The organism is Bacillus sp. GBSW19 (assembly GCF_002998655.1).
In the GTDB taxonomy this organism is placed as follows: domain Bacteria; phylum Bacillota; class Bacilli; order Bacillales; family Bacillaceae; genus Bacillus.
This window is the reverse complement of the sequence record NZ_PVRF01000001.1, coordinates 64484-84894: the sequence shown is the minus strand read 5'-3', so window position 1 is coordinate 84894 and position 20411 is coordinate 64484. Positions and strand designations below refer to the sequence as shown.

Below are 20411 nucleotides of genomic sequence, written 5' to 3'. Positions count from 1 at the left end.
TCAGCTGTTTGCAACAGCACCCTTTTGCAGTTCGTACATTTGCGCATACAGCCCTTCTTGCTGCATGAGTTGATCATGACTGCCTCGCTCGACAATTTCACCTTTTTCTAATACCAAAATCATATCGGCTTTCTTAATGGTGGATAATCGGTGAGCAATGACAAAAGTCGTTCGTCCTTCTTTGACGACATCAAGCGCCCGCTGAATGATCGCTTCTGTTTCTGTATCAATGTTTGCGGTGGCTTCATCTAAAATTAAGATCGCTGGATCGTACGCTAATGCACGGGCAAATGAGATTAACTGACGTTCTCCTGAGGAAAGAGTACTTCCCTTTTCAACGACTGGTTCATCAAATCCTTTTGGCAGGTGCTTCAATAACTCTACTGCGCCTACTTGCTTTAATGATGATTCAATCGTTTCTCTTTTAATGTCTTCATTTCCTAAGCTGACATTGGATGCAATCGTTCCGGAAAATAAATACGGGTCTTGAAGCACAATGCCCATTTGTTTACGCAACGTTTGGCGTGACTGGTGATAAATGCTTTCCCCATCTATGAGAATGTCTCCTTGCTGAATGTCATAAAAACGCAGCAGCAAGTTCATGATCGAGCTTTTCCCAGAACCGGTATGCCCCACAAGTGCAACTGTTTGGCCTTTTTTGGCCTCGAACGTAATGTTCTTTAATACATTATTTCCTTCATTATAAGCAAAGGTGACATCTTGGAACTGAACGTGTCCCTCCATTTTCTTTTGAACAGGTTCTTCCACTGTTGTTCCTGGCTCATCCAATAATCGGAAAACCCTTTCCGATGAAACCCTTGCTAATTCCAATCTCGAGAACTGGTTCACAATGCCTGTAATCGGCTGAAATAATCGATTTAAATAATCGACAAACGCATAGAGCACACCAATTGACACAATGCCCGTCGCACTTAAGGACGCACCGCCAAAATACCAAATGAGTGCCACATATGCTAAATTCCGAAGCAGGTTAACCAAGTTATGCGACAGAAGTGAATTTAAATGCAGCATCTTTCGCTGATATCGAAAGTGATTGTTGTTCAGTTCATCAAATTCCTCTTTCGTCACTTTTTCATGACGAAACGCTTGAATAATGGTCATCCCTTGAATGGCTTCATTTAGCTTGGCATTGATGTCACTAATGATCGAACGAATGCGGTGGTTGTACACTGATGCAAACTTTCTGTAGGTCATTGACCATAGGAAAATAATCGGTACCGCCACCAAACAAATGAGTGCCAGCTTCACATTTAATAAAAACATGGCAATATAAATTCCAATCATGTAAATAGCACTCGTCACGAAATTAGCGAGGACTGTCACATATAAATCACGAATGGTTTCTGTGTCATTGGTAATCCTCGCTACGACCTTTCCAGCCGGTAAATTATCAAAATACCGGATAGGCAACGTTTGAATATGCTCAAATACATCAACCCTCATTTTTTGAATAATTCGATTGGCTATCCGCTGTAGCAGATAATGCTGCGCATACTGAAAGAAAATCGCAATGACGAGAAGCCCTAGATAAAATAGAACAAGCTGCACCAAACCACTGATTTCCGGCTCATAAAAAGAGAAAATTTCCTCTTTTGATAAACGCTGTACTTGATATGTCTCGCGCTCGTTCCCATTTTCAATGGTAAGCTGATCTCCGGATATCTTTCGGTTTCCATCAAAACGAATCGGCTCATTTACAAAATAGTAACCGAATCCGACTTGCACCACATTGATTTGTTTTCCGGATTTCATATCACTGTCTAATCGATCGCTTCGTATATAGTTATTTCCCTGGTAATAAACGGTTTTGTCTGTTTTTTCATTGACCTCGACATATGGTTTTTCTACACCTAAAATATGATCATCAATCATTTTCTTCCCAATAAATGGTCCTGTCAGTTCAGCACCTACTGCAATGATGAGAAAGATCAAGGCAATAGACAGTACTTTCTTATAAAGGAGTGCGTAGGCAAGGAGTCTTCTTCCTGTTGTCATGCCTCATCCCCTCCTTCCAGCTGGTTTGTCAGCTGCTGACGCAGAAATTGTTCTTTGTACCACCCATCTTGCTGAATGAGCTCTTCGTGGGTGCCCTTTTGGACAATGCGTCCTTCTTCCATGACAAGTATGAGATCCGCATGCTCAACAGCTGATAGACGATGAGTCGTAATAAACGTCGTTTTCCCATGACGATTTTGCCTTAAATTTTCTAAAATAGCGGTTTCTGTTTTTGCATCTACCGCAGAAAGCGAGTCATCCAGTATCAAAATGTCGGGGTCTATTAATAAAGCGCGTGCAATGGAAATTCGCTGCTTTTGTCCACCTGACAGTGCCACACCTTTTTCCCCCACCATGGTTTCGAGACCCTCTGGCAAAAGACGTAAATCTTTTTCAAAGTAAGCATCTTTGATCGCTTGTGCTAATTCATTTTGTTTTGCGTCCCGATGACCAAAGCGCATATTCTCTTCTACACTTTTTGAAAAAAGGATATGATCCTGCGGTACGTATCCGATCCATTGAAATAGCTGATCCAATTCGATCTCTTGGATTGGGACTCCTGATAGCAGGATTTGACCATCACCTGTTGGATACTGGCGCAGAAGCTGTTTTACGATAGTCGTTTTACCGCTTCCTGTTTTGCCTGTAATTCCGATTGTCTGCCCTTTTCGAACCGTAAAGGACACATCAATTAAATTATCTTTAGGGGAAGTTGGATACCTGAATGTCACGCGGTCAAACTGAATATCGCCAGGCTCTTGTAACGTTTTTGGCTGAGAAGCGTCTGTGACATCCGGCTTGTAGCTGAGTGTATGATTCAACCGGTCTAACGACGCATTTCCCCTTTGCATAATATTAATCAATTCGCCTATCGCAAACATTGGCCAGATCATCATTCCAAGATAGACGTTAAATGCGACAAGCTCACCAATGGTTAAATCACTTTGGAACACAAGATAGGCTCCGTAGCCGATTCCAATTAAGTAGCTGACACCGACAAGTAATTTCACTGTCGGCTCAAACAATGAATCAATGATCGCCACTCTCATATTTTTTTGAAATACATCATCTGTCATTTGGCGAAAGCGTTCGACATCTTGTTTCTCCTGTACAAAAGACCGAATAACCCGGACACCTGCGACTGATTCAAGGACGCGATCGTTCATATCACCAAATGCATCTTGAGCAACTGTAAAGCGATCATGAATCTTGCTGCCATAATACGCAATCAAGAGCGCCATCAGCGGCATAGGGATGATCGCAATTAAGGTTAATTTCCAGCTAATCGTCAGCCCCATCGTAAAGAAGATCATCAGCATATAAGCAGTGGAATCAACCAATGTCAGAACGCCAAAACCTGTCGTTAAAGCCACAGCATTTAAATCGTTTGTACCTAATGCCATTAAATTACCGGTTTTTTTCATTTCATAAAAGGTGGGTGTCATCTTAAGTAAGTGACGCATGAGCTTCCCGCGCATCACACGCTCCATGACATTTGCGCCGCCAAATAACTGATACATCCAAAAATATGTCAGCGTATAGACGACGACACCTAGCAAGCAAAAAATGGTTACATAAAACACAATACTGGATGTTGTAAATTGACCAGAACGAATGTCATCAACTGCCTGCCCAAGATATCTTGGCGGCAGCATTTCAAGCACATTCACAATGAGCAGAAGCGTAATGGCGATCGTATAACGCCTCCACTCTTGTTTGAAGAACCAGCCTAATTTCGCAAATACTGAAAACATGTTTGTCTCTCCTTTTAAAGCTAGCCGCTTTCTAGATTTTCCTGGCTGTCACCTTGTTTCGTTTTTTTGGTTTTTGTCATTTGTCTTGCTTTTGGCATGTTCACATGCTTTCACTCCTCTTCATTTACTTGTTGATCTCCATCCCTTTATTTCGAAATGCGAAATGAATACAACAAAAAAAGAGGCAACCAGCTGTCTGGTACGCCTCTTTTAGTCATGTAAAAAGGCGCATGTTGACAAATACGCAACATACGCCTTGATTCATCCGATCAATTGGAACATACGAGTCCCTTTTCAATGACCAATGAAGGTGTAATTGTCACGTGAATCAACCCATTCATGCAGTTTGATTTCATTCTTCCAATGTTGCACATGACATTTCCTCCTTTTGGCTCTTGAATCTTTTTTTATCTTATAGTGGCTGTCACCATTTTGTCAATAAATATTTTTCAATAAATGAAATTTTCTAACAAAAAGTTCACCGCCTTCATGTGTATCTTTTTCAGATAACGGGTATACCATGAGTGTAAAGACTCCTTTTGAAAGGAATGAGGACATTGTTTCAAGCTGATCGGATGGTCGTTGCGTTTGATGGACATGAAGACAGTAAGAAAGCATTAAAAAAGGCAATCGCTCTAGCCAAAACCTTGAATGCCAAGCTGACTGTTGCCTATGCACATGATGGCAAATCAAGCAGACAGGTGTTTGATGCACCACGCCCAATGACTGGCGGAGCTTATATCGGCGGCGGCATGGCAGACCTTCAAACACCCCCTGTGTATGTACCTCATGATGAACAGCAAAGTCCCTTGATTTTTGAAGATCATACAGAAGAGGTCGTTGCAGAAGCAAGAATGCTTTTAAATGAGGAGCAGTTTGAAGCTGCCATTGAAATTGTTGAGGGGGAACCAGCGGAAGCGATTATCGAATATGCTGAAGACATATCAGCAGACCTCATCGTCATGGGAGCACGTGACCAAAGCAGATTGAAAAAAATGCTCTTTGGCAGTGTAAGTGAAAAGTTATCATCAAAATCAGATATACCTGTGCTTATTGTAAAATAAAAGAATCACAAAAGGCTGTAAACATTGGTTTACAGCCTCTCTTTATTTATGAAGAAATAGATGCTTCACTTTCATGTTTAATTTTTTGCTGGAAGCCTTCCTGTACACGCTTTGTCAACTCTCCTGGAACGCCTTCCCCTACTGGCTGGCCATCAATTTCAACAATCGGAATGACTTCAGCCGTCGTCGAGCTGATGAAGATTTCCTGCGCGCGCAGCAGCTCTTCTTTACTTATACGAGTTTCTTCAACACTGCATCCCTCTTCTTTACATACCTCAAGAAGCTTTCTACGGGTAATACCGTTTAGAATAAGATTGTTTGCTGGATGGGTGCGAATCACGCCATCAATGACGGCATATACATTCGAGGAGGTTCCCTCAGTCACAAAACCATCTCTAATGAGAATGGCTTCAAATGCACCAGCTTCAGATGCCTTCTGCTTTTCCATGACGTTATATAAGAGATTTAAGCTTTTAATATCACATCTTAACCAGCGAAGGTCCTCAGATAATATGGCCTTTGCACCAGCTGTCTGCTCATGAACAGGCTTTTTCACCTGGAACGTATATGCTGTGATTTGAGGAGTGAGAGAATCGCCATATTGATGTTTACGAGGTGCGATGCCCCGCGTGACTTGAATATACACACCTCCATCTGTTAATTGGTTGTGGGCGACGAGCTGTTTTAACTTTTCTTCCATATCTGATACTGCACCTTGAAGATGAATGCCGATTTCTTTTGCACTCTTGAACAGACGCTCTGTATGCTCTTTTAATGTAAACAAAGTCCCATTGTATACACGGATGACCTCATAGACGCCGTCACCAAATTGATAGCCTCTGTCTTCAATATCAACATGTGCATCCTTTTTTTCAATGAAATCGCCATTATACAATACTTTCATACGGAATCTCCCCTTCGCTTCGCATTAATGGTTGAGTCTGATGCTATCTTAGCGGATAAATGAGTACGTTTCAATGATTATTCAGAATTATTTCACATCATGATAAATGGTCAACTTTTTATTGTAACAAACATAGACTCATAACCAAAAAGATTCCAATTTTTTAGCATCTTCTATATTCATAGGCTCTTTTTTCCTGTATACTTAATCGATATGAGCACGACAAAAAACAGCGGAAAAAGACAGAATCTACTACATGATTCGACACAAATTTTTGATTTATTGGAGCGATTGTAATGCAACGGGTTACGAAAAAACAGACACCTTCAAACACGATGCTGCTCTCAAAGGCGATTGGTTTAGTGATTCTGTCACTGATCCTCTTTTTTATTTGGGATATATCTAAAACCAATATGCAGGCAGCAGATCAGCCGGCTAAAATGTCTGCGAGCAGTCAATTCCGAGACACAAGCACAAGTCTGAAAGCAAAAGATGATTCTACGAAAACATTAGATGCACATTTTAAGATCAACCCAAACAAACATGTAACGGATCAAACGATCTTTTTAACCTTTGATGATGGTCCGTCAGCGACATCAAATCAGCTTTTAGATGTGCTCAAAGCGCATCAAGTAAAGGCCACATTCTTTATGCTTGGGCCGCAGATTAAGGAACACCCGGCAGCTGTGAAAAGACTTCATCAAGAAGGTCATCAGTTAGGGCTTCATGGTATCACACATGATGTGAAACGCTTTTATCAAAAAAGTGATTCTCCCGTCAATGAGATGAAGGAAGATCAGCGCATTTTGGCTTCTGTCACAGGTGAGTATACACATCTTGTGAGAACACCTTATGGCAGCGCCCCAAATTTAACGGATCAGCAAAAGGCACGTTTAAAACAAAAAGGCTTTGTATACTGGGATTGGACAATTGACAGTCTTGACTGGAAATATAAAAGCTCAAAATATGTACCAGAGGTATTAAATCAGCTGCAAGTGCTTGAGACAAAACATCCAAAAGAACCAAAAATCATCTTAATGCACGATCAGCCAGCGACAGCAAAATACTTAAACAGTTTAATCACACAGCTAAAAGCGAAGGGCTATACATTTGAAGTCCTTGATGAATCGATGAAGCCGCTGCAACAATAAAGAAAGACCCCGCACCTTTTTTGGATGCGGGGTCTTTGATGATTTATAAAGCTTTCACGAGATCGCCAATTCGCTCATGAAAGACAAGATCAAACAGTGGATCGTATTCTGTTTCGCTCAAATTCATCATCACCTTGAAGATGGAAGGATTTTGAGCGGCATCTTCTGGAATATATCTTGCTGGCGCCACTTCTAGGGAAGTCCCCATGACGAGCAGAAGATCCGCTCGCTGAAGTGATTTCTCTACTTGATCAAAATGTTTGACCCTGTCTCCAAAAAGGACAACATCTGTTTTCAGAACACGCCCACATGTCCGTCCGTCTGAGGAAACCTTTAGACATACAGGCACTTCTTCTTGTAATAAATAAGGCAGTTCATATGTCGCATGACACGATGGGCAAGTAGCTGTTTGAATGGAACCGTGGAGTTCATATACATGCTGGCTTCCTGCTTTTTTATGCAGGCCATCAATATTTTGGGTGAAAATATCCACATGTTTTCCTTGTTTCTCAAGGCTGGCTAAAAAGGTATGTCCACTATTGGGCTCGTACTCTCCGCTCATTTTCATCTGAAACAATTCCTTGAATTTCGGCCAGAATTGCTGAGGGTGTGATAAAAAGTAGGACCGGCTCATCGCCTCCATGCGGGCGGTGTCTTCAGTCCATAAGCCGCCCGTTGATCTAAAATCGGGGATACCCGATTCTGTGCTCATACCCGCACCTGAAAGTACCATAATATGTGAAGCCTGCGTTAATTTCTCGCTTAGCGCTGCCACCTTTGTTTGATCCACTCACCATCCCTCCTTTATTCACCCAGCTGTTTTTCGCCTTTTTGTTTCATATAAATTGTCTGTCCAGGGAAGGCAAATTCTACACCTTCTTGATGGAAGATATCCATGATACGGTAGTTAATGTCCTGTTTAATATCAAGGTTTTCAGCCCAAGCCGTCGTGTTTGTGTAAAAGTTGAAAAATAAATTCAAATAACTGTCCGCCAGTACATCGAGATTTACCATGATCGTCTCCTTGTGCACCCCATCATGTTCATAAAGCATTTGTTTGAGACGTTTGATGCATCGGTCAAGATTTTCCTTTGGTGTATTATAGGATACACGTACGGAAAACGTAATTTGGCGTTTATTCATTCTCGTCCAGTTCGTGATAGGTTCCTTTGAAAGCGTAGAATTCGGAACTGTCACAACAGCTTCAGCAGGTGTTCTAAACTTTGTGCTTCGAAATGTAATGTCCTCGACAGTTCCAAGAACACTTGGCGTCTCCACAAAGTCACCCATTGTAAAAGGCTTCTCTGTAATGATGACGATCCCTCCAAAAAAGTTCGCCACCGTATCCTGGGCAGCAAGCGCAAAGGCTAGACCACCTAGACCAAGACCTGCCACAAGTCCATTTACATCATAATTAAATTCTTGTGCAATGACACTAATACTTAGTGCAATGATAATGAAGCGAAGTACCTTTGATAAAAACGGTGCTAAAATATCATCCATTTCCAATTCAAATTTCGAATTTACTTTTTGAAATAAGAAAGAAGAAGCTGCGGTTAAATTACAAAGCCCCCATGTCAGCATCAATATAATGGAGGATCTATATAATTTGACGATGACATCCATATGATGCTCAAAGTATGGTGCCTGTCTTAACGCAAAATATAACCCAAGTGCGACAAAAAACAGTCTGGCTGGCTTTTCGAAAGCCACAACAATTTGGTTAATGACCTCCGTTTTAGACCGATTGGTCAGCCTAAAGAGAAGATGAAATAAGTACTTCGTAAATACTTTCCGAAGCAATAAAAAAAGCAATAAAATACAAAGGCTAATACCGATTTGGATCGCAACATCTACTGTAAAATATGTATCCATCCATTTTTGTGTAATCATGTTTGTCTCTCTCCTTTAAAACAATCCTCTCTAGTTTATAATATAACCTTCGTTTATGTCCTCTCATAAATGTCTGACCTCTATATAAAAAGCCTCGGGACCAGTCCCGAGGCATGATGTTCAATTATGAAATTTTGGCTAGAGACATATCGACGGGCAGCAAACTACTTTTTCTTCTGAGCCTGATCAAGGAGAGTCGCTTTAAACATTTCAGCATCCGTTTCGGCCTTAATACGTTCTTCCACTCTAATTCTCCCTTTACCCAATCATCTCGCCTCCTTTTCATCATTATAAAACATCAGAATTTTCAGTCAACATGACGAAAGCACTAATATTTTGGCGAACGCTGACGATTTGGACAAAATTGATCGAAGAAAAATTGATGTACTTCAGATTTACTCAATCATGGCTTGGGATATTCCTGCAACTTTTCACATTTGAATCATCATACTTTCTTAGCAATGCGATTCACCATTACATACAGCTCTTCTTCCCTCCATATAGTAAAGAAGGAAAAACGGTAAAGCATTTGATATGATAAGACCAGAACTTATGTCAGGGAGCTGGAGCATGTGTATATTATCGCGCATAGAGGGTCATCAAGTGCTGCCCCAGAAAATACAATTGCCGCGTTTGATTTAGCTGTTCAGCAGGGTGCAGATTATATTGAATTAGATGTACAGCTCACATTGGATCAGCACGTAGTCGTGATCCATGATGATACAGTTGACCGAACGACGAACGGAAACGGTTTAGTCAAAAGCTATACACTTGATCAGCTGAAAAAACTGGACGCAGGAAGCTGGTTTGACCAGCAGTACACGAATGAACGAATTCCAACATTACAAGAAGTTCTTGAGAGATACAGTCAGCGGATCGGGATATTGATCGAGATCAAACACCCAAGACGGCAGATAGGAATTGAAAAGGCAGTTGTCGACATCATCAATCGGTTTGCCTATTCTCGTCATATCATGATTCAATCTTTTGATGATCATGCACTTCAAAGAATCAAAGCTTTCGCCCCTTCTCTTCGAACAGCTTTGATTATAAAGCCTACTGCATATAAACTGGCGAAAAGAAAGTTAACTGCATACAGCTCGTTTGCTGATTGTCTTAATATGAAGAAAACGATGATCAACAGATGGTGGATAGACCGCATCCACTCATTCGGGATGGATGTGTTTATATGGACTGTGAAAGACCAAAAAACAGCCGATCGGATCAAAAAATATCCCGTTGATGGAGTGGTGACGGATCACCCGCCATTTTTTCTAAAGGAGAAATGATGTAAATGAAAGCGTATCTTGCTGTATTTATAGGCGGACTGCTTGGGACACTTTGCAGATATGAACTAAGCCAATCGATTGTCAGCCAAACATTCCCTTATGCAACGCTAATCGAAAACGTAACAGGCAGTCTGCTTCTTGGTTTTTCAACAGGATATTTTATGTTCCAGAAGGGAAAAAAATATCTTGCCGCTTTGATCGGAACAGGATTTTGCGGAGGTTTTACGACAATGTCCACTTTTTCTAAAGAAACGGTTCTTTTATTACAGACTGGGCAATTCACCTCAAGTGTGATCTACATCCTGCTCTCAGTCATTGCCGGAGTAGCCGCTGCCTTATGTGGACTGATGCTTGCTCAGCGGCTCTTTCATCAAAATAAGCAGCAGAGAGGAGGCAGATAAATGATCGTTTTATATACAGCTGTTGCCGGCGGGATTGGCAGCGCCCTTCGTTTTTTCATTAGCCAATTAATACAGAAAACCAAGTCTCATGCTCGTTTCCCGTATAGTATTATTCTCATCAACTTATTAGGTGCTGCCGGTTTAGGTATACTGACAGGTGCCGTGACTGCCAATCATCCGCTGCTTATGATCATTGGAACAGGTTTTTTCGGTGGCTTTACAACATTCTCTACGTTTAGTGTAGAGTCTGCGACCATGCTAGAGCAGCGGCAAATCGGAAAACTTGCTGTCTACTTATTGATGACGATCATCGGGTCTTTCTGTCTCTTTGCTGCGTTCTATCAAATAGGACATCACCTTTTTTAAATATTGGTAATGGCGGCTAAGCTGATGAGCAGTTGATCCATGAGCTGGCGCTTCATTAAAAAGAGTGTTTTTTCACTGTAGCCGATTTCCATCGCACATTTGGCCATCCGCCAATCTCGAAAATATTTGTAATCGATGAGCTGCTGCTCTATTTCATCCAACTCTTTTAATGCTGTTTTAATACATGCAACGATGAGTTCATACTGATTTTTTTGCTCTTCTAACTTCTTCCGTGTCATGTGATCCAGATGATGCGGGCTTCTTTTTTCAAGCTGTCTTTCGATATTTAAAATCGCTGCCTGGTAATTTTTGAAATTCTTCAAATGAAACTCAATACGTTTCATTGAGGTTTTTTTCTCTGTGATACTTGCTGTTTCATACCAAAGCATGTCCATCCCCCTCTATCGAACATTTGTTCTTATTATAACTCGAACAAACATTCGTAAAAAGAGACTAAATACCTAAAAAAACCTTGAGCTTATTTTTCGCTCAAGGTCATTTCATTTACTAACAGCGGCTCTTTTATATCAAGCCCAGTGCGTGCATTTCCTTTTTCTGATGATATGACGCCTTTCTTCAGGTCGATCTTTTTAACATAGCGTCCATCCATCTCCAAGACCTTCATCCGAATATCATCAAGATAAATGGATTGTCCTTCTCGGATATCAATATTCTCTTTTAAGATTAACCCGCCTATTGTATCAATTTCTTCATCATGATATGACATTTCGATCAAATCTTGAACTTCATCTAATCTTACTTTGCCATCTAAAACATAATGATGATCGGCTCTTTTTTGAATAACCGGCTGCTCATCTTCATCGAATTCATCTCGAATATCTCCAACAATCTCTTCTAAAATATCTTCTGTTGTGACAAGTCCAGACGTTCCGCCATATTCGTCGGTTAAAATCGCCAAATGCATTCTATCGCGCTGCATCTTGACGAGAAGCTCCTGAATAGGAATCGTGTCAATGACCTCAATCACTGGATATATATAATCTTGAATCTTCAGTTGATCTTTTTCTCCTTGATACACAAGATCTGCAAAGAGCTGCTTTTTGTTCAGCATGCCGATGACATGGTCTTTATCCCCTGAAAACACGGGAAAGCGTGTATACTTTTCCTGCGTCATGATGGAGAGGATATCATCTAGCGGCATATCTTCTGGAATGGCACAAATTTCTCTCCGCGGTACCATGATCTCTCTGGCAATTCGATTATCAAAGTCGAAAATTTTGTTCATATAATTATATTCTGATGGGTTGATTTCCCCATTTTTTAAGCTCTCAGATAATAAAATCTTCAATTCCTCTTCAGAATGGGAATGTTCTTTTTCAGACCCCATATCGATGCCCATCATTTTGGTTAGAACACGGGCTGACCCGTTTAACACATAAATGAAAGGGAACATCAGGATATAAAATGCATGCAGCGGGCCTGACAGCCAGAGCGTCATTTTTTCCGCCTTTTGAATCGCAAGCGTTTTTGGTGCAAGCTCACCGACGACTACATGCAAAAAGGTAATAATAGAGAACGCAAGTGTTGCTGAGATCAGGCTGATTGCTGAATCAGGAATGTTTGTCAAACCAAAACCTCGAACCAAAAGTTCTTTTACAGCCGGCTTACCAATCCACCCTAAACCAAGGGATGTCACTGTAATACCGAGCTGACAGGCTGACAAATATTCATCTAGCCTTGATGTCACCTTTTTCGCCACGATGGCCTTTTTGGACCCTTCGGCAACAAGCTGATTAATTCTTGAACTTCTCACCTTTACTATGGCAAATTCAGATGCAACAAAGAAAGCTGTTAAAGCAATCAAAACACCGACTATACTCAGATTAACAATATCGTCCATTTAACCTTGCTCTTTCTTAGAAGAACAAGGAGTCACCTCCTGATTGATGATGTTATATTTTGCAAAACGGTTAACTGATTAAATAAGACTACATTGAGGGCCCCACTTAACCACCTCCGGTTCACGTATAAATCCGCCTCTCTACATATATATGAAACGGTATTCATTTTATCTTACCATAAATAATCTGAAAATTCCTGTATCACCATGTTAAATTTGACAGGACAATCTAGACTGAGAAATCCCTCTCTAATGTTCATATCGGCAGGAAATATGAACAATTAACTTGTATTTCAGACTCGAATTATATTAAACTATTTTCATAAACTATAACGTGACGGTTAGGAGGAGATGTTCAGATGGGGCTGAGAAAAAGTATCGTATTGGTGAACTAGCACAGATTGCACAGGTGACGAAACGAACTGTAGATTATTATACAAATCTAGGGTTGCTTGTGCCTGTTAGATCTTGCTCAAATTATCGTTATTACGATGAACATGCTTTAAAACGATTACAATTAATCGTTCTTTGCAAACAGCAGAGATTGGCTCTTTCTGACATCAAATCCAGATTAGATGAACAATTCCCTTCTCAAAAGGAAGATCCTGATGAACTTGTCCATTTAACCTCTGATATCGATCGGATGAACGAGCATATGGACCGCATTTTGGTACGTTGTAAGCAGCTTCAGCCAGAACAACGTGAAAAATTAAAAGAGCAGCTTACACCTGAAAAGATGACGGCTGTCCAATCATTTTTACTGCTGTTAAGTTAAAATTTTTACTAAACAGGAGGTGTTACCTTCGTTCTCAAAGTCAGAACGAAGGCCTTAATTGGACATAGTTAATTTACTTATAGTTGCTTTGCTTATAGCTTTAACCGCATTTTTCGTAGCATCAGAGTTTGCGATCATTCGCTTAAGAAGCTCAAGAATTGATCAGTTAATCGCAGAAGGTAATAAAACAGCAGTTGCTGTCAAGCATGTCACGACTCACCTTGATGAGTATCTGTCGGCCTGTCAGCTCGGTATTACCATTACCGCCCTTGGTATTGGTTGGTTAGGGGAAGAAACAATTGCGCACATGCTTGCTCCACTATTTGTAGAGCTGTCCATTCCTCAATCAGCTAGTTCTATTGTCACTTTTATTATTGCGTTTAGTATTATGACGTTTTTACACGTTGTGGTTGGAGAACTTGCACCAAAAACACTCGCCATTCAAAAGGCGGAGCAAGTATCTCTTCTTTTTGCTAGACCGCTCATGATTTTTTACAAAGTGATGTTCCCGTTTATCTGGGTATTAAATGGATCTGCTCGTTTGTTAACAAAAGCGTTCGGTCTTCAGCAAGTTTCTGAGCATGACATGGCGCACTCTGAAGAAGAATTGCGGATTATTTTATCAGAGAGCTATAAAAGCGGCGAAATTAACCAGTCTGAATTCAAATATGTAAATAAAATTTTTGAATTTGATGACCGTCTGGCGAAAGAAATTATGATTCCTCGTACCGAAGTTGTCAGCTTCCCTCATGATATTACCATTGAGGAAATGCTGAAGGTGACCAAGGTAGAAAAATATACACGTTATCCAATTGAAGATGGCGATAAAGATAACATGATTGGTGTTCTGAACATTAAAGAGGTTCTCACTGCCTGCATTAGCGGTGAGTGTTCTACAAGTGATACAATCGAAAAGTTTGTCAACCCGATTATTCATGTGATTGAAACAGTTCCTGTACATGATTTATTGCTCAAAATGCAGCGTGAACGTGTACACATGGCGATTTTATCAGATGAATACGGCGGTACAGCAGGTCTTGTGACTGTAGAAGACATCCTTGAAGAAATCGTCGGTGAAATTCGTGATGAATTCGATATTGATGAAATCAACGAAGTGCGTAAACTTGGAGAAGACCATTACATCTTTGATGGAAAGGTTCTAGTTGACCAAGTCAACCTGCTCTTAGGTACGCAGCTTGATAACGAAGAGGTCGATACGATCGGCGGATGGTTCCTTACACAGAAATATGAAGTTGAGAAAAATGACACCATTCGTGAACAAGGCTATGAATTTATCATTAATGAAGTCGATGGACACCATGTGGTATATATCGAAGTCAAAAAGTTAAATGAACAATTAGCAGAAGCCGCTGAAGAAGGCGCTTCTTAAGAAAAAAACGACCCTTGCCAAAGCAAGCGGTCGTTTTTCTTATGCCTTTTCCATTAATTGAGCTTCAAGTTCTTTAATTCTCGTGTTTAATACTTCCGTCATGGCACCTAACCGTTCTTTTGGCGGCAGATGCTCAAATTCTGACTGCTCAATCGGTTCACCGATAATTAAGCGCATTTTCCCCTTTTTGAAAAGACTTTTCGCATTGGACGGTCCTTTGTACGCTGCTGGAACGATTGGCGCTTTACCGAGCTGGGCAATGGTGACCGCACCTCTTTTTAAAGGTACATCCTCTGTTGTACGTGTTCCGCTTGGAAAAATCCCAACGATCTTCCCCTCTTTTAATAATTTAATGGGCGTTTTAATACTGCTTGGCCCAGGATTCTCTCGATCAACTGGAAAGGCATGAATCTTCTTTAAAAATCCACCGATCCATTTATTTGCAAACAATTCTTTTTTCGACATGTAGTGGATCTCAAACGGAAGAATCCCTGCGCCTAATGCAAGAACATCCACAAAACCCTCATGTGTACATGCAATGACAAACCCCCGATCCGTTGGCAGATTCTCTTTTTGATATACTTTGATTCCGCCTCGGAGAGAAAATAATACTTTGATGGTATAGCCTGAAAATTTATACATAGTGCACTTCCTTTGTTTGAAGAATGAAGGATTTGTTTCTATTATAACAAATTTTTTATTACCTGGTACTAAAAATTTCATGAAACAGCCAAACCATCACATCATTTTTCGTTAAGAATCACCGTTCTTTCTGTATCCAGGTCCATGGTTTTAGGAGAGAATAGAAGAGGAATTGTGTCCAATTTTGTCGTTTTTTAAGGTTTTTTCCTGATTTGTTCTATTGAAAATGCTTTATAAATGGCGTAAATTTCGCTATGATAAGGAGAAATGATTTTGATTCGGCGAAAGAGATGAGTAATGTACGGTATTGAGAAGTTTCGTGCAACTTTATGCCTTTCTTATGCGTGTATAACATAGAGGGGAGAAAAATCAGTGACGATCGATGAAATTTATCAAATGTATATGAACGATGTTTACAGGTTTCTGCTCTCCATGACAAAAGACAAACATTTGGCAGAAGACTTATTGCAGGAAACCTTTATGCGTGCTTATATACATATTCATTCCTACGACCATAGCAAAGTGAAACCTTGGTTATTTCAGGTGGCACGAAATGCTTTTATTGATTATGTCAGGAAACATAAAAAAGAAGTGACCATATCGGATGATCTAATTGGCGGCCTTTTACAAACGTCTGTACAAAGCCCTGCTGAACAGGTTGAAATAAAAGAAGTCCTCAACATGTATTTGGAGCAGCTTCCAGATAACTACAAGGAAGCGTTGACATTGTATTATTTAAAAGAACTGAACTACAAGGAAGCATCCAAGGTCATGAATATTACTGAAGCAAATTTTAAAAGTGTTTTATTTCGTGCAAGGCAGCGCCTAAAAGCACTTTACAACAGAGGTGTTAATGATGAATGAAGAGTTTAACAAGCGATGGGAACAATATAATAATGGTGAGATGAACGAGGAAGAAATGATGGCGTTTGAAGAAGAACTTGAAGAAAACGAAAAACGCTTAAGTCAGGAACTGAACGACTCGGATTGGACAGATTTTTCCATCAGTCCTGAAAAGCAAAAAGCCATCTTACAATACGGAAAAAGAAAGTCTTATTTACGTATTTCCGTGCTTGCTGTCATATCGACACTCATTATTTTACCACTTTGTACATTAGGAAGTTATCTATACTACGGTGTGGGCGGAGCAGAGAGCAAAGGGAATCACTTCATGGAAACAGCCGCTGTCACCGTCGCTTTGACGAAACCAAACGTGGCGATTGATATGAAGGATTTAAAAGGCCAGGTCAAGCTTTTTGGGATGAACACCGAATTGAAGCTGCAAAAACAAATTGGCAATAAAACAGAAGCCATTGGCAGTGAACAAATCGAGATGTTTTTCGATAAATTAAAGCAGCCTACCATCTCGTATTATGGTGACAGCGCACGCGATACGGAGGATTTCTTTACCCATCCTTCGGCGCAGCCAGATGCATCAAAAAAACAAACACTCACTACTTTAGACAAGCTTCCTGAAGGAACAGTCAGTGAAGTGTATGTATCCTATGACAAAGCTTATACACCAAAGGACGTTTATTCCTTTGCTAAAAAATATGATATGAAAGTGCTCTGGAATGCGATTAAAACAGAGGATTCATTAAGCGGGAATCAGCGGCCAATCGGCTTCCCTGGGAAAGACTCTGAATTCTTAAAAGAGCTTCAGCACACATCAAAAACAGAGGTAGATCAATTTAAAGATGCCCTTGCTTATGTGGATCAGCACCCAACCTGGGCAAAAACGATCTCTGGCAGACCTGAACTGGATCTGTCAAACCGAATACGCTATATCAACCAAAATGGTGTCACGATTTATGGCTCTGTGATCACAGGTCCTTCGAAAGAAATCGAGAAATTTGTGAAGACAAAACGCATTAAAACGGCAAAAGTGAGCGAGGTGGAATTATGGAATTGGTAAGAATTTTTAAAGAGCATAATGTATTTGGCTGGATTTCCGTCGGTACAGCGATATTATCCCTGCTCATGCTGAACCTCGCCATTATCAGCAACGTGACATTTTATTCTTTTCAGATGCTTCCTTTTGCAATGGCCGCAGTTCCATTTGGCATTATTGAACTGTTCATTAAAAAAGGCCGTACAGGCCCAGGGTTCCTCGGTGTCGTACTGAATATCTTTGTTATTGTTTGTGTCTACACCATCGTATCGATCGATGTCGATCTTCAATTAGGTTTTTAAATCTCATTAGATGAATAGCCAGTGTTACTTGACTAACGCCAAGCAGCACTGGCTTTTTGGTATTTTCTTAAATATACCCAACGGTAAGTCTACAGCGCAAATAAAAAGAGACTGCTTCATAAGCAGTCTCTTAGAATAAATTAGTTCACAAATGTTTTCGCTCCAAGGTAAATCGGCTTCCAGTAGCTTGAATTCATATTACTGATCGTCACACCATCAGAAGCAGCATGAATAAACTTGTTGTTCCCAATGTAGACACCCATGTGAGATGGACCCGATTTATATGTTGTAAAGAACACGAAATCGCCAACCTTTGGTGTTGATACGCTTTTCATTGATCCCCAGAAACCTTCAGTTGTTTGTCTTGAAATCTTTTTTTGTTTATTAATGATATACCACATAAACCCGCTGCAATCAAAGCCCTTTGGTGTCGTTCCACCCCATCTATATGGTGTGCCATTGTGCGCTTTAGCATCTGCTACAAGCTTAGACGTGTTTAAAGAAGAAGCAGAAACTGTTTTTTCTTTAACAGGTGTTGTCTTCACTTTTTTAGATGTCTTTTTGACCTTTAGCTTTTGCCCAATTTTGATCAGGTTTGTTTTGAGTTTATTTAACGATTTCAGCTCTTTTACAGTCATGCCGTACTTTTTGCCGATTTTAGATAATGTATCACCTTTAACAACTTTATGAATAGCTGTCGCTGACGCCGCTTTTACTTTTGTTGTTGTTTTTGATGTTTTCGTAGTTTTTTTTGAGGAAGTACCATTTACTTTTAAAGTTTGTCCAACATAAATCGTGTTAGATTTCAGCTTATTGTCTGATTTAATCTTGCTCACACTTGTTTTGTATTTTTTCGCTAGAACAGAAAGAGAGTCACCTTTTTGAACTTTTACTGATTGTGCTGAGGCAGCTCCGGCAAATAATGTCGTCCCAAGTAGAACTGCACTTGCAGCTGTGATCAATTGTTTTTTCATTTGTTCCTCCTGTATGTATCTATCGTGATCCGAATTTTATCTACTTACTATTATAAGGATCAAATACCAGAAGAAATAGTCTTGACTTCCTACGACATTATGCTTATTAATTCGGCAAAATTTATTTTTTTTTAGGGTTCTTTATATTTCATTTTCATTACACAATCATGACAAAATAAACGCATCTTGTCATGGATAAATGATACATTCATTTCTCTTTTTGGTCCATTCTATGTAAAGTGGACCTTTACAATTTTAAAGTGAACTTTACGATCCTGTAAATGGGAATCCACAATTCTGCTCTACCATTGTAAACGTAAGAGCGATACATAAACAATGAGGAGGCAAAATGAATGAGTGTGTTGAAAAGCTCGAAAACGAAAATCGCTGCAGTAGCGGCAGCATCTGTGCTATCGATTGGCATTTTTTCAGGGATTGAATTTGGACAGGCTGACAAAGCAGAGGCTAAAAAGAAGCCAAAAAATGACGTGCAAAATGTGATCGTGCTGATCGGGGATGGCATGGGAACACCTTATCTTTCAACTTACCGTTCATTTAAACACAACGGAGACCTTTCAAAACAAACAGCGTTTGACCCTTACCTCACTGGCATGCACAAAACATACCCTAACGACTCTAAAAGCAATATCACCGATTCTGCCGCAGCTGGTACAGCTATGGCAACTGGTAAAAAGACTTACAACAATGCGATCGGTGTAAATAAAAACGGCAAAAAATTAAAAACAGTTCTAGAAGAAGCAAAACGGAAGGGAAAATCTACAGGTCTTGTCGTGACCTCTGAATTAACAAATGCCACTCCTGCTGCGTATGCGGCTCACGATGTATCGAGAAAAAACACAGCAGCCATCGCTGATGATTTCTTCGATGAAAAAATCGGAAAACAGCATACAGTCGATGTCATGCTTGGCGGAGGTCTTGTCGATTTTGTCCGGAAGGATCGTGATTTGACGAAAGAATTCAAGCAAGCCGGATATGATTATGTCACCAATAAAGATGCCTTACAAAAAAACAAAAATCAAAAGGTGCTAGGCATTTTTGCTGACGGTGGTCTTGATAAAGCGATTGATCGTGATAAAAAGACCCCTTCCCTGCAAGACATGACGTCCTCAGCCATTAAACAGCTGTCTAAAAACAAAAAAGGATTTTTCCTTATGGTTGAAGGCAGCCAAATTGACTGGGCTGGACATGATCATGATATTGTCAGTGCAATGAGTGAAATGAAGGATTTTGAAAAAGCATTTGAAGAAGCCATTCGTTTTGCAAAAAAGGATAAAAATACGTTAGTCATCACCACTGCCGATCATTCAACTGGCGGACTTTCCTTCGGAGCAGACGGCTCGGGCAGCTGGGATTACAAACCGGTAAAAGCAGCGAAAAAGACGCCTGACTTTATTGCAAACAAAATTGTCAGCGGCATGCCTGTTGAATCAGCGCTGAAACAATATATCGATCTTGAATTTACAAAAGAAGAAATAGCCTCCATTCAAAAGGCTTCTGAAACAAAGGATGCTGTTAAAATTGATGATGCGATTGAAGAAGTGATCAACATGAGATCACATACAGGCTGGACAACATCAGGTCATACGGGTGATGAAGTTCCATTCTTTGCATATGGCCCAACAAGCCAAAAGCTAAAAGGTCTGATGGAAAACACCGATCAAGCAAAACACATTTTCAAACTGCTGAAAAACCAATAAAACGGGCAAAAAAAGATGTC

21 protein-coding genes are annotated in these 20411 nt (G+C 40.3%); 11 read left to right on the top strand and 10 right to left on the bottom strand.

All coding sequences use genetic code 11. The features are described from left to right. Positions 1-2016 (bottom strand): ABC transporter ATP-binding protein, encoded by a 2016-nt coding sequence (locus C6344_RS00505; RefSeq protein ID WP_066031098.1) that lies wholly within the window; start codon positions 2014-2016, stop codon positions 1-3. Beyond that, complete coding sequence (gene bmrC, locus C6344_RS00500; RefSeq protein WP_106072641.1) at positions 2013-3770, bottom strand: multidrug ABC transporter ATP-binding protein BmrC; 1758 nt, start codon at positions 3768-3770, stop codon at positions 2013-2015. The genes C6344_RS00505 and bmrC overlap by 4 nt, the downstream gene beginning before the upstream one ends. A 557-nt stretch (positions 3771-4327) precedes the next feature. Here bmrC and C6344_RS00495 point away from each other — a divergent pair. Further along, the gene (locus tag C6344_RS00495; protein ID WP_003210990.1) at positions 4328-4834 is read left to right on the top strand and encodes a universal stress protein; all 507 of its coding nucleotides are present in this window, start codon (positions 4328-4330) and stop codon (positions 4832-4834) included. 46 nt (positions 4835-4880) lie between these two features. Here the strand turns inward: C6344_RS00495 and dat are convergent, their stop codons facing one another. Continuing rightward, complete coding sequence (gene dat / locus C6344_RS00490) at positions 4881-5738, bottom strand: D-amino-acid transaminase (RefSeq protein WP_060595878.1); 858 nt, start codon at positions 5736-5738, stop codon at positions 4881-4883. Between the two features lie 296 nt (positions 5739-6034). Between dat and C6344_RS00485 the strand changes: the two genes are divergently transcribed. Further along, entirely contained in the window at positions 6035-6889 is an 855-nt protein-coding gene (locus C6344_RS00485; protein ID WP_060595876.1) for a polysaccharide deacetylase family protein, read from the top strand. A gap of 43 nt (positions 6890-6932) precedes the next feature. Here the strand turns inward: C6344_RS00485 and C6344_RS00480 are convergent, their stop codons facing one another. From C6344_RS00480 to C6344_RS00470, 3 genes are all read right to left on the bottom strand, one after another. Then, a complete protein-coding gene (locus tag C6344_RS00480; RefSeq protein ID WP_189318382.1) occupies positions 6933-7664 on the bottom strand; it encodes an NAD-dependent protein deacylase in 732 nt (243 codons plus the stop codon). A 29-nt stretch (positions 7665-7693) separates the two neighbouring features. Then, positions 7694-8782, bottom strand: coding sequence for a mechanosensitive ion channel family protein (locus tag C6344_RS00475; RefSeq protein ID WP_060595874.1), 1089 nt, complete (start codon positions 8780-8782; stop codon positions 7694-7696). 164 nt (positions 8783-8946) lie between these two features. Then, the gene (locus C6344_RS00470) at positions 8947-9048 is read right to left on the bottom strand and encodes a YhdX family protein (protein ID WP_017360338.1); all 102 of its coding nucleotides are present in this window, start codon (positions 9046-9048) and stop codon (positions 8947-8949) included. A 306-nt stretch (positions 9049-9354) separates the two neighbouring features. Here C6344_RS00470 and C6344_RS00465 point away from each other — a divergent pair, with 306 nt between their 5' ends. The 3 genes from C6344_RS00465 to crcB (C6344_RS00455) are packed head-to-tail and all read left to right on the top strand — an operon-like array spanning position 9355 to position 10838. Further along, positions 9355-10071 (top strand): glycerophosphodiester phosphodiesterase, encoded by a 717-nt coding sequence (locus tag C6344_RS00465; RefSeq protein WP_106071595.1) that lies wholly within the window; start codon positions 9355-9357, stop codon positions 10069-10071. 5 nt (positions 10072-10076) lie between these two features. Beyond that, positions 10077-10472 (top strand): fluoride efflux transporter CrcB, encoded by a 396-nt coding sequence (gene crcB / locus C6344_RS00460; RefSeq protein ID WP_060595870.1) that lies wholly within the window; start codon positions 10077-10079, stop codon positions 10470-10472. Next, positions 10473-10838, top strand: coding sequence for a fluoride efflux transporter CrcB (crcB, locus tag C6344_RS00455; RefSeq protein ID WP_060595868.1), 366 nt, complete (start codon positions 10473-10475; stop codon positions 10836-10838). On the opposite strand, the gene C6344_RS00450 is transcribed toward crcB (C6344_RS00455), so the two are convergent. Then, positions 10835-11227, bottom strand: coding sequence for a hypothetical protein (locus tag C6344_RS00450; protein WP_060595866.1), 393 nt, complete (start codon positions 11225-11227; stop codon positions 10835-10837). The two genes, crcB (C6344_RS00455) and C6344_RS00450, sit on opposite strands and share 4 nt — an antisense overlap. Before the next feature lie 89 nt (positions 11228-11316). Continuing rightward, positions 11317-12699, bottom strand: coding sequence for a hemolysin family protein (locus tag C6344_RS00445; protein WP_060595863.1), 1383 nt, complete (start codon positions 12697-12699; stop codon positions 11317-11319). 334 nt (positions 12700-13033) lie between these two features. On the opposite strand from C6344_RS00445, the gene C6344_RS00440 reads away from it, so the two are divergent. Beyond that, positions 13034-13474 (top strand): MerR family transcriptional regulator, encoded by a 441-nt coding sequence (locus tag C6344_RS00440; protein ID WP_050945416.1) that lies wholly within the window; start codon positions 13034-13036, stop codon positions 13472-13474. A 58-nt stretch (positions 13475-13532) separates the two neighbouring features. Next, complete coding sequence (locus C6344_RS00435; RefSeq protein ID WP_012009419.1) at positions 13533-14864, top strand: hemolysin family protein; 1332 nt, start codon at positions 13533-13535, stop codon at positions 14862-14864. 39 nt (positions 14865-14903) lie between these two features. Here C6344_RS00435 and C6344_RS00430 read toward each other — a convergent pair whose 3' ends face one another. Then, positions 14904-15506, bottom strand: a complete 603-nt coding sequence (locus tag C6344_RS00430) for a lysophospholipid acyltransferase family protein (protein ID WP_034663683.1) — start codon at positions 15504-15506, stop codon at positions 14904-14906. A gap of 372 nt (positions 15507-15878) precedes the next feature. On the opposite strand from C6344_RS00430, the gene C6344_RS00425 reads away from it, so the two are divergent. From C6344_RS00425 to C6344_RS00415, 3 genes are read left to right on the top strand one after another with little or no spacing between them, the layout of a single operon-like run. Continuing rightward, positions 15879-16370 carry a sigma-70 family RNA polymerase sigma factor gene (locus C6344_RS00425; protein WP_003211938.1) on the top strand — a complete coding sequence of 164 codons (492 nt, stop codon included), beginning with the start codon at positions 15879-15881 and terminating at the stop codon, positions 16368-16370. Further along, positions 16363-17421 carry an anti-sigma factor gene (locus C6344_RS00420; RefSeq protein ID WP_034663685.1) on the top strand — a complete coding sequence of 353 codons (1059 nt, stop codon included), beginning with the start codon at positions 16363-16365 and terminating at the stop codon, positions 17419-17421. Before C6344_RS00425 ends, C6344_RS00420 begins: the two co-directional genes overlap by 8 nt. Then, positions 17409-17699, top strand: coding sequence for a hypothetical protein (locus C6344_RS00415; protein WP_034663689.1), 291 nt, complete (start codon positions 17409-17411; stop codon positions 17697-17699). The genes C6344_RS00420 and C6344_RS00415 overlap by 13 nt, the downstream gene beginning before the upstream one ends. Positions 17700-17839: 140 nt before the next feature. Here C6344_RS00415 and C6344_RS00410 read toward each other — a convergent pair whose 3' ends face one another. Continuing rightward, on the bottom strand, positions 17840-18673 hold the full coding sequence (locus C6344_RS00410; protein ID WP_106071597.1) for a C40 family peptidase: 834 nt from the start codon (positions 18671-18673) through the stop codon (positions 17840-17842). Positions 18674-19026: 353 nt separating this feature from the next. Between C6344_RS00410 and C6344_RS00405 the strand changes: the two genes are divergently transcribed. Beyond that, the gene (locus C6344_RS00405) at positions 19027-20391 is read left to right on the top strand and encodes an alkaline phosphatase (RefSeq protein WP_106036602.1); all 1365 of its coding nucleotides are present in this window, start codon (positions 19027-19029) and stop codon (positions 20389-20391) included. The last annotated feature ends 20 nt before the right edge of the window (positions 20392-20411 follow it).

Coding starts and splice junctions, on each gene's coding strand:
- C6344_RS00475 (WP_060595874.1), bottom strand. CDS start 8,782: ATGATTACACAAAAATGGATGGATACATATTTTACAGTAGATGTTGCG.
- crcB (WP_060595868.1), top strand. CDS start 10,473: ATGATCGTTTTATATACAGCTGTTGCCGGCGGGATTGGCAGCGCCCTT.
- C6344_RS00485 (WP_060595876.1), top strand. CDS start 6,035: ATGCAACGGGTTACGAAAAAACAGACACCTTCAAACACGATGCTGCTC.
- bmrC (WP_106072641.1), bottom strand. CDS start 3,770: ATGTTTTCAGTATTTGCGAAATTAGGCTGGTTCTTCAAACAAGAGTGG.
- C6344_RS00420 (WP_034663685.1), top strand. CDS start 16,363: ATGAATGAAGAGTTTAACAAGCGATGGGAACAATATAATAATGGTGAG.
- C6344_RS00430 (WP_034663683.1), bottom strand. CDS start 15,506: ATGTATAAATTTTCAGGCTATACCATCAAAGTATTATTTTCTCTCCGA.
- C6344_RS00450 (WP_060595866.1), bottom strand. CDS start 11,227: ATGCTTTGGTATGAAACAGCAAGTATCACAGAGAAAAAAACCTCAATG.
- crcB (WP_060595870.1), top strand. CDS start 10,077: ATGAAAGCGTATCTTGCTGTATTTATAGGCGGACTGCTTGGGACACTT.
- C6344_RS00445 (WP_060595863.1), bottom strand. CDS start 12,699: ATGGACGATATTGTTAATCTGAGTATAGTCGGTGTTTTGATTGCTTTA.
- C6344_RS00505 (WP_066031098.1), bottom strand. CDS start 2,016: ATGACAACAGGAAGAAGACTCCTTGCCTACGCACTCCTTTATAAGAAA.
- C6344_RS00405 (WP_106036602.1), top strand. CDS start 19,027: ATGAGTGTGTTGAAAAGCTCGAAAACGAAAATCGCTGCAGTAGCGGCA.
- C6344_RS00415 (WP_034663689.1), top strand. CDS start 17,409: ATGGAATTGGTAAGAATTTTTAAAGAGCATAATGTATTTGGCTGGATT.
- C6344_RS00410 (WP_106071597.1), bottom strand. CDS start 18,673: ATGAAAAAACAATTGATCACAGCTGCAAGTGCAGTTCTACTTGGGACG.
- dat (WP_060595878.1), bottom strand. CDS start 5,738: ATGAAAGTATTGTATAATGGCGATTTCATTGAAAAAAAGGATGCACAT.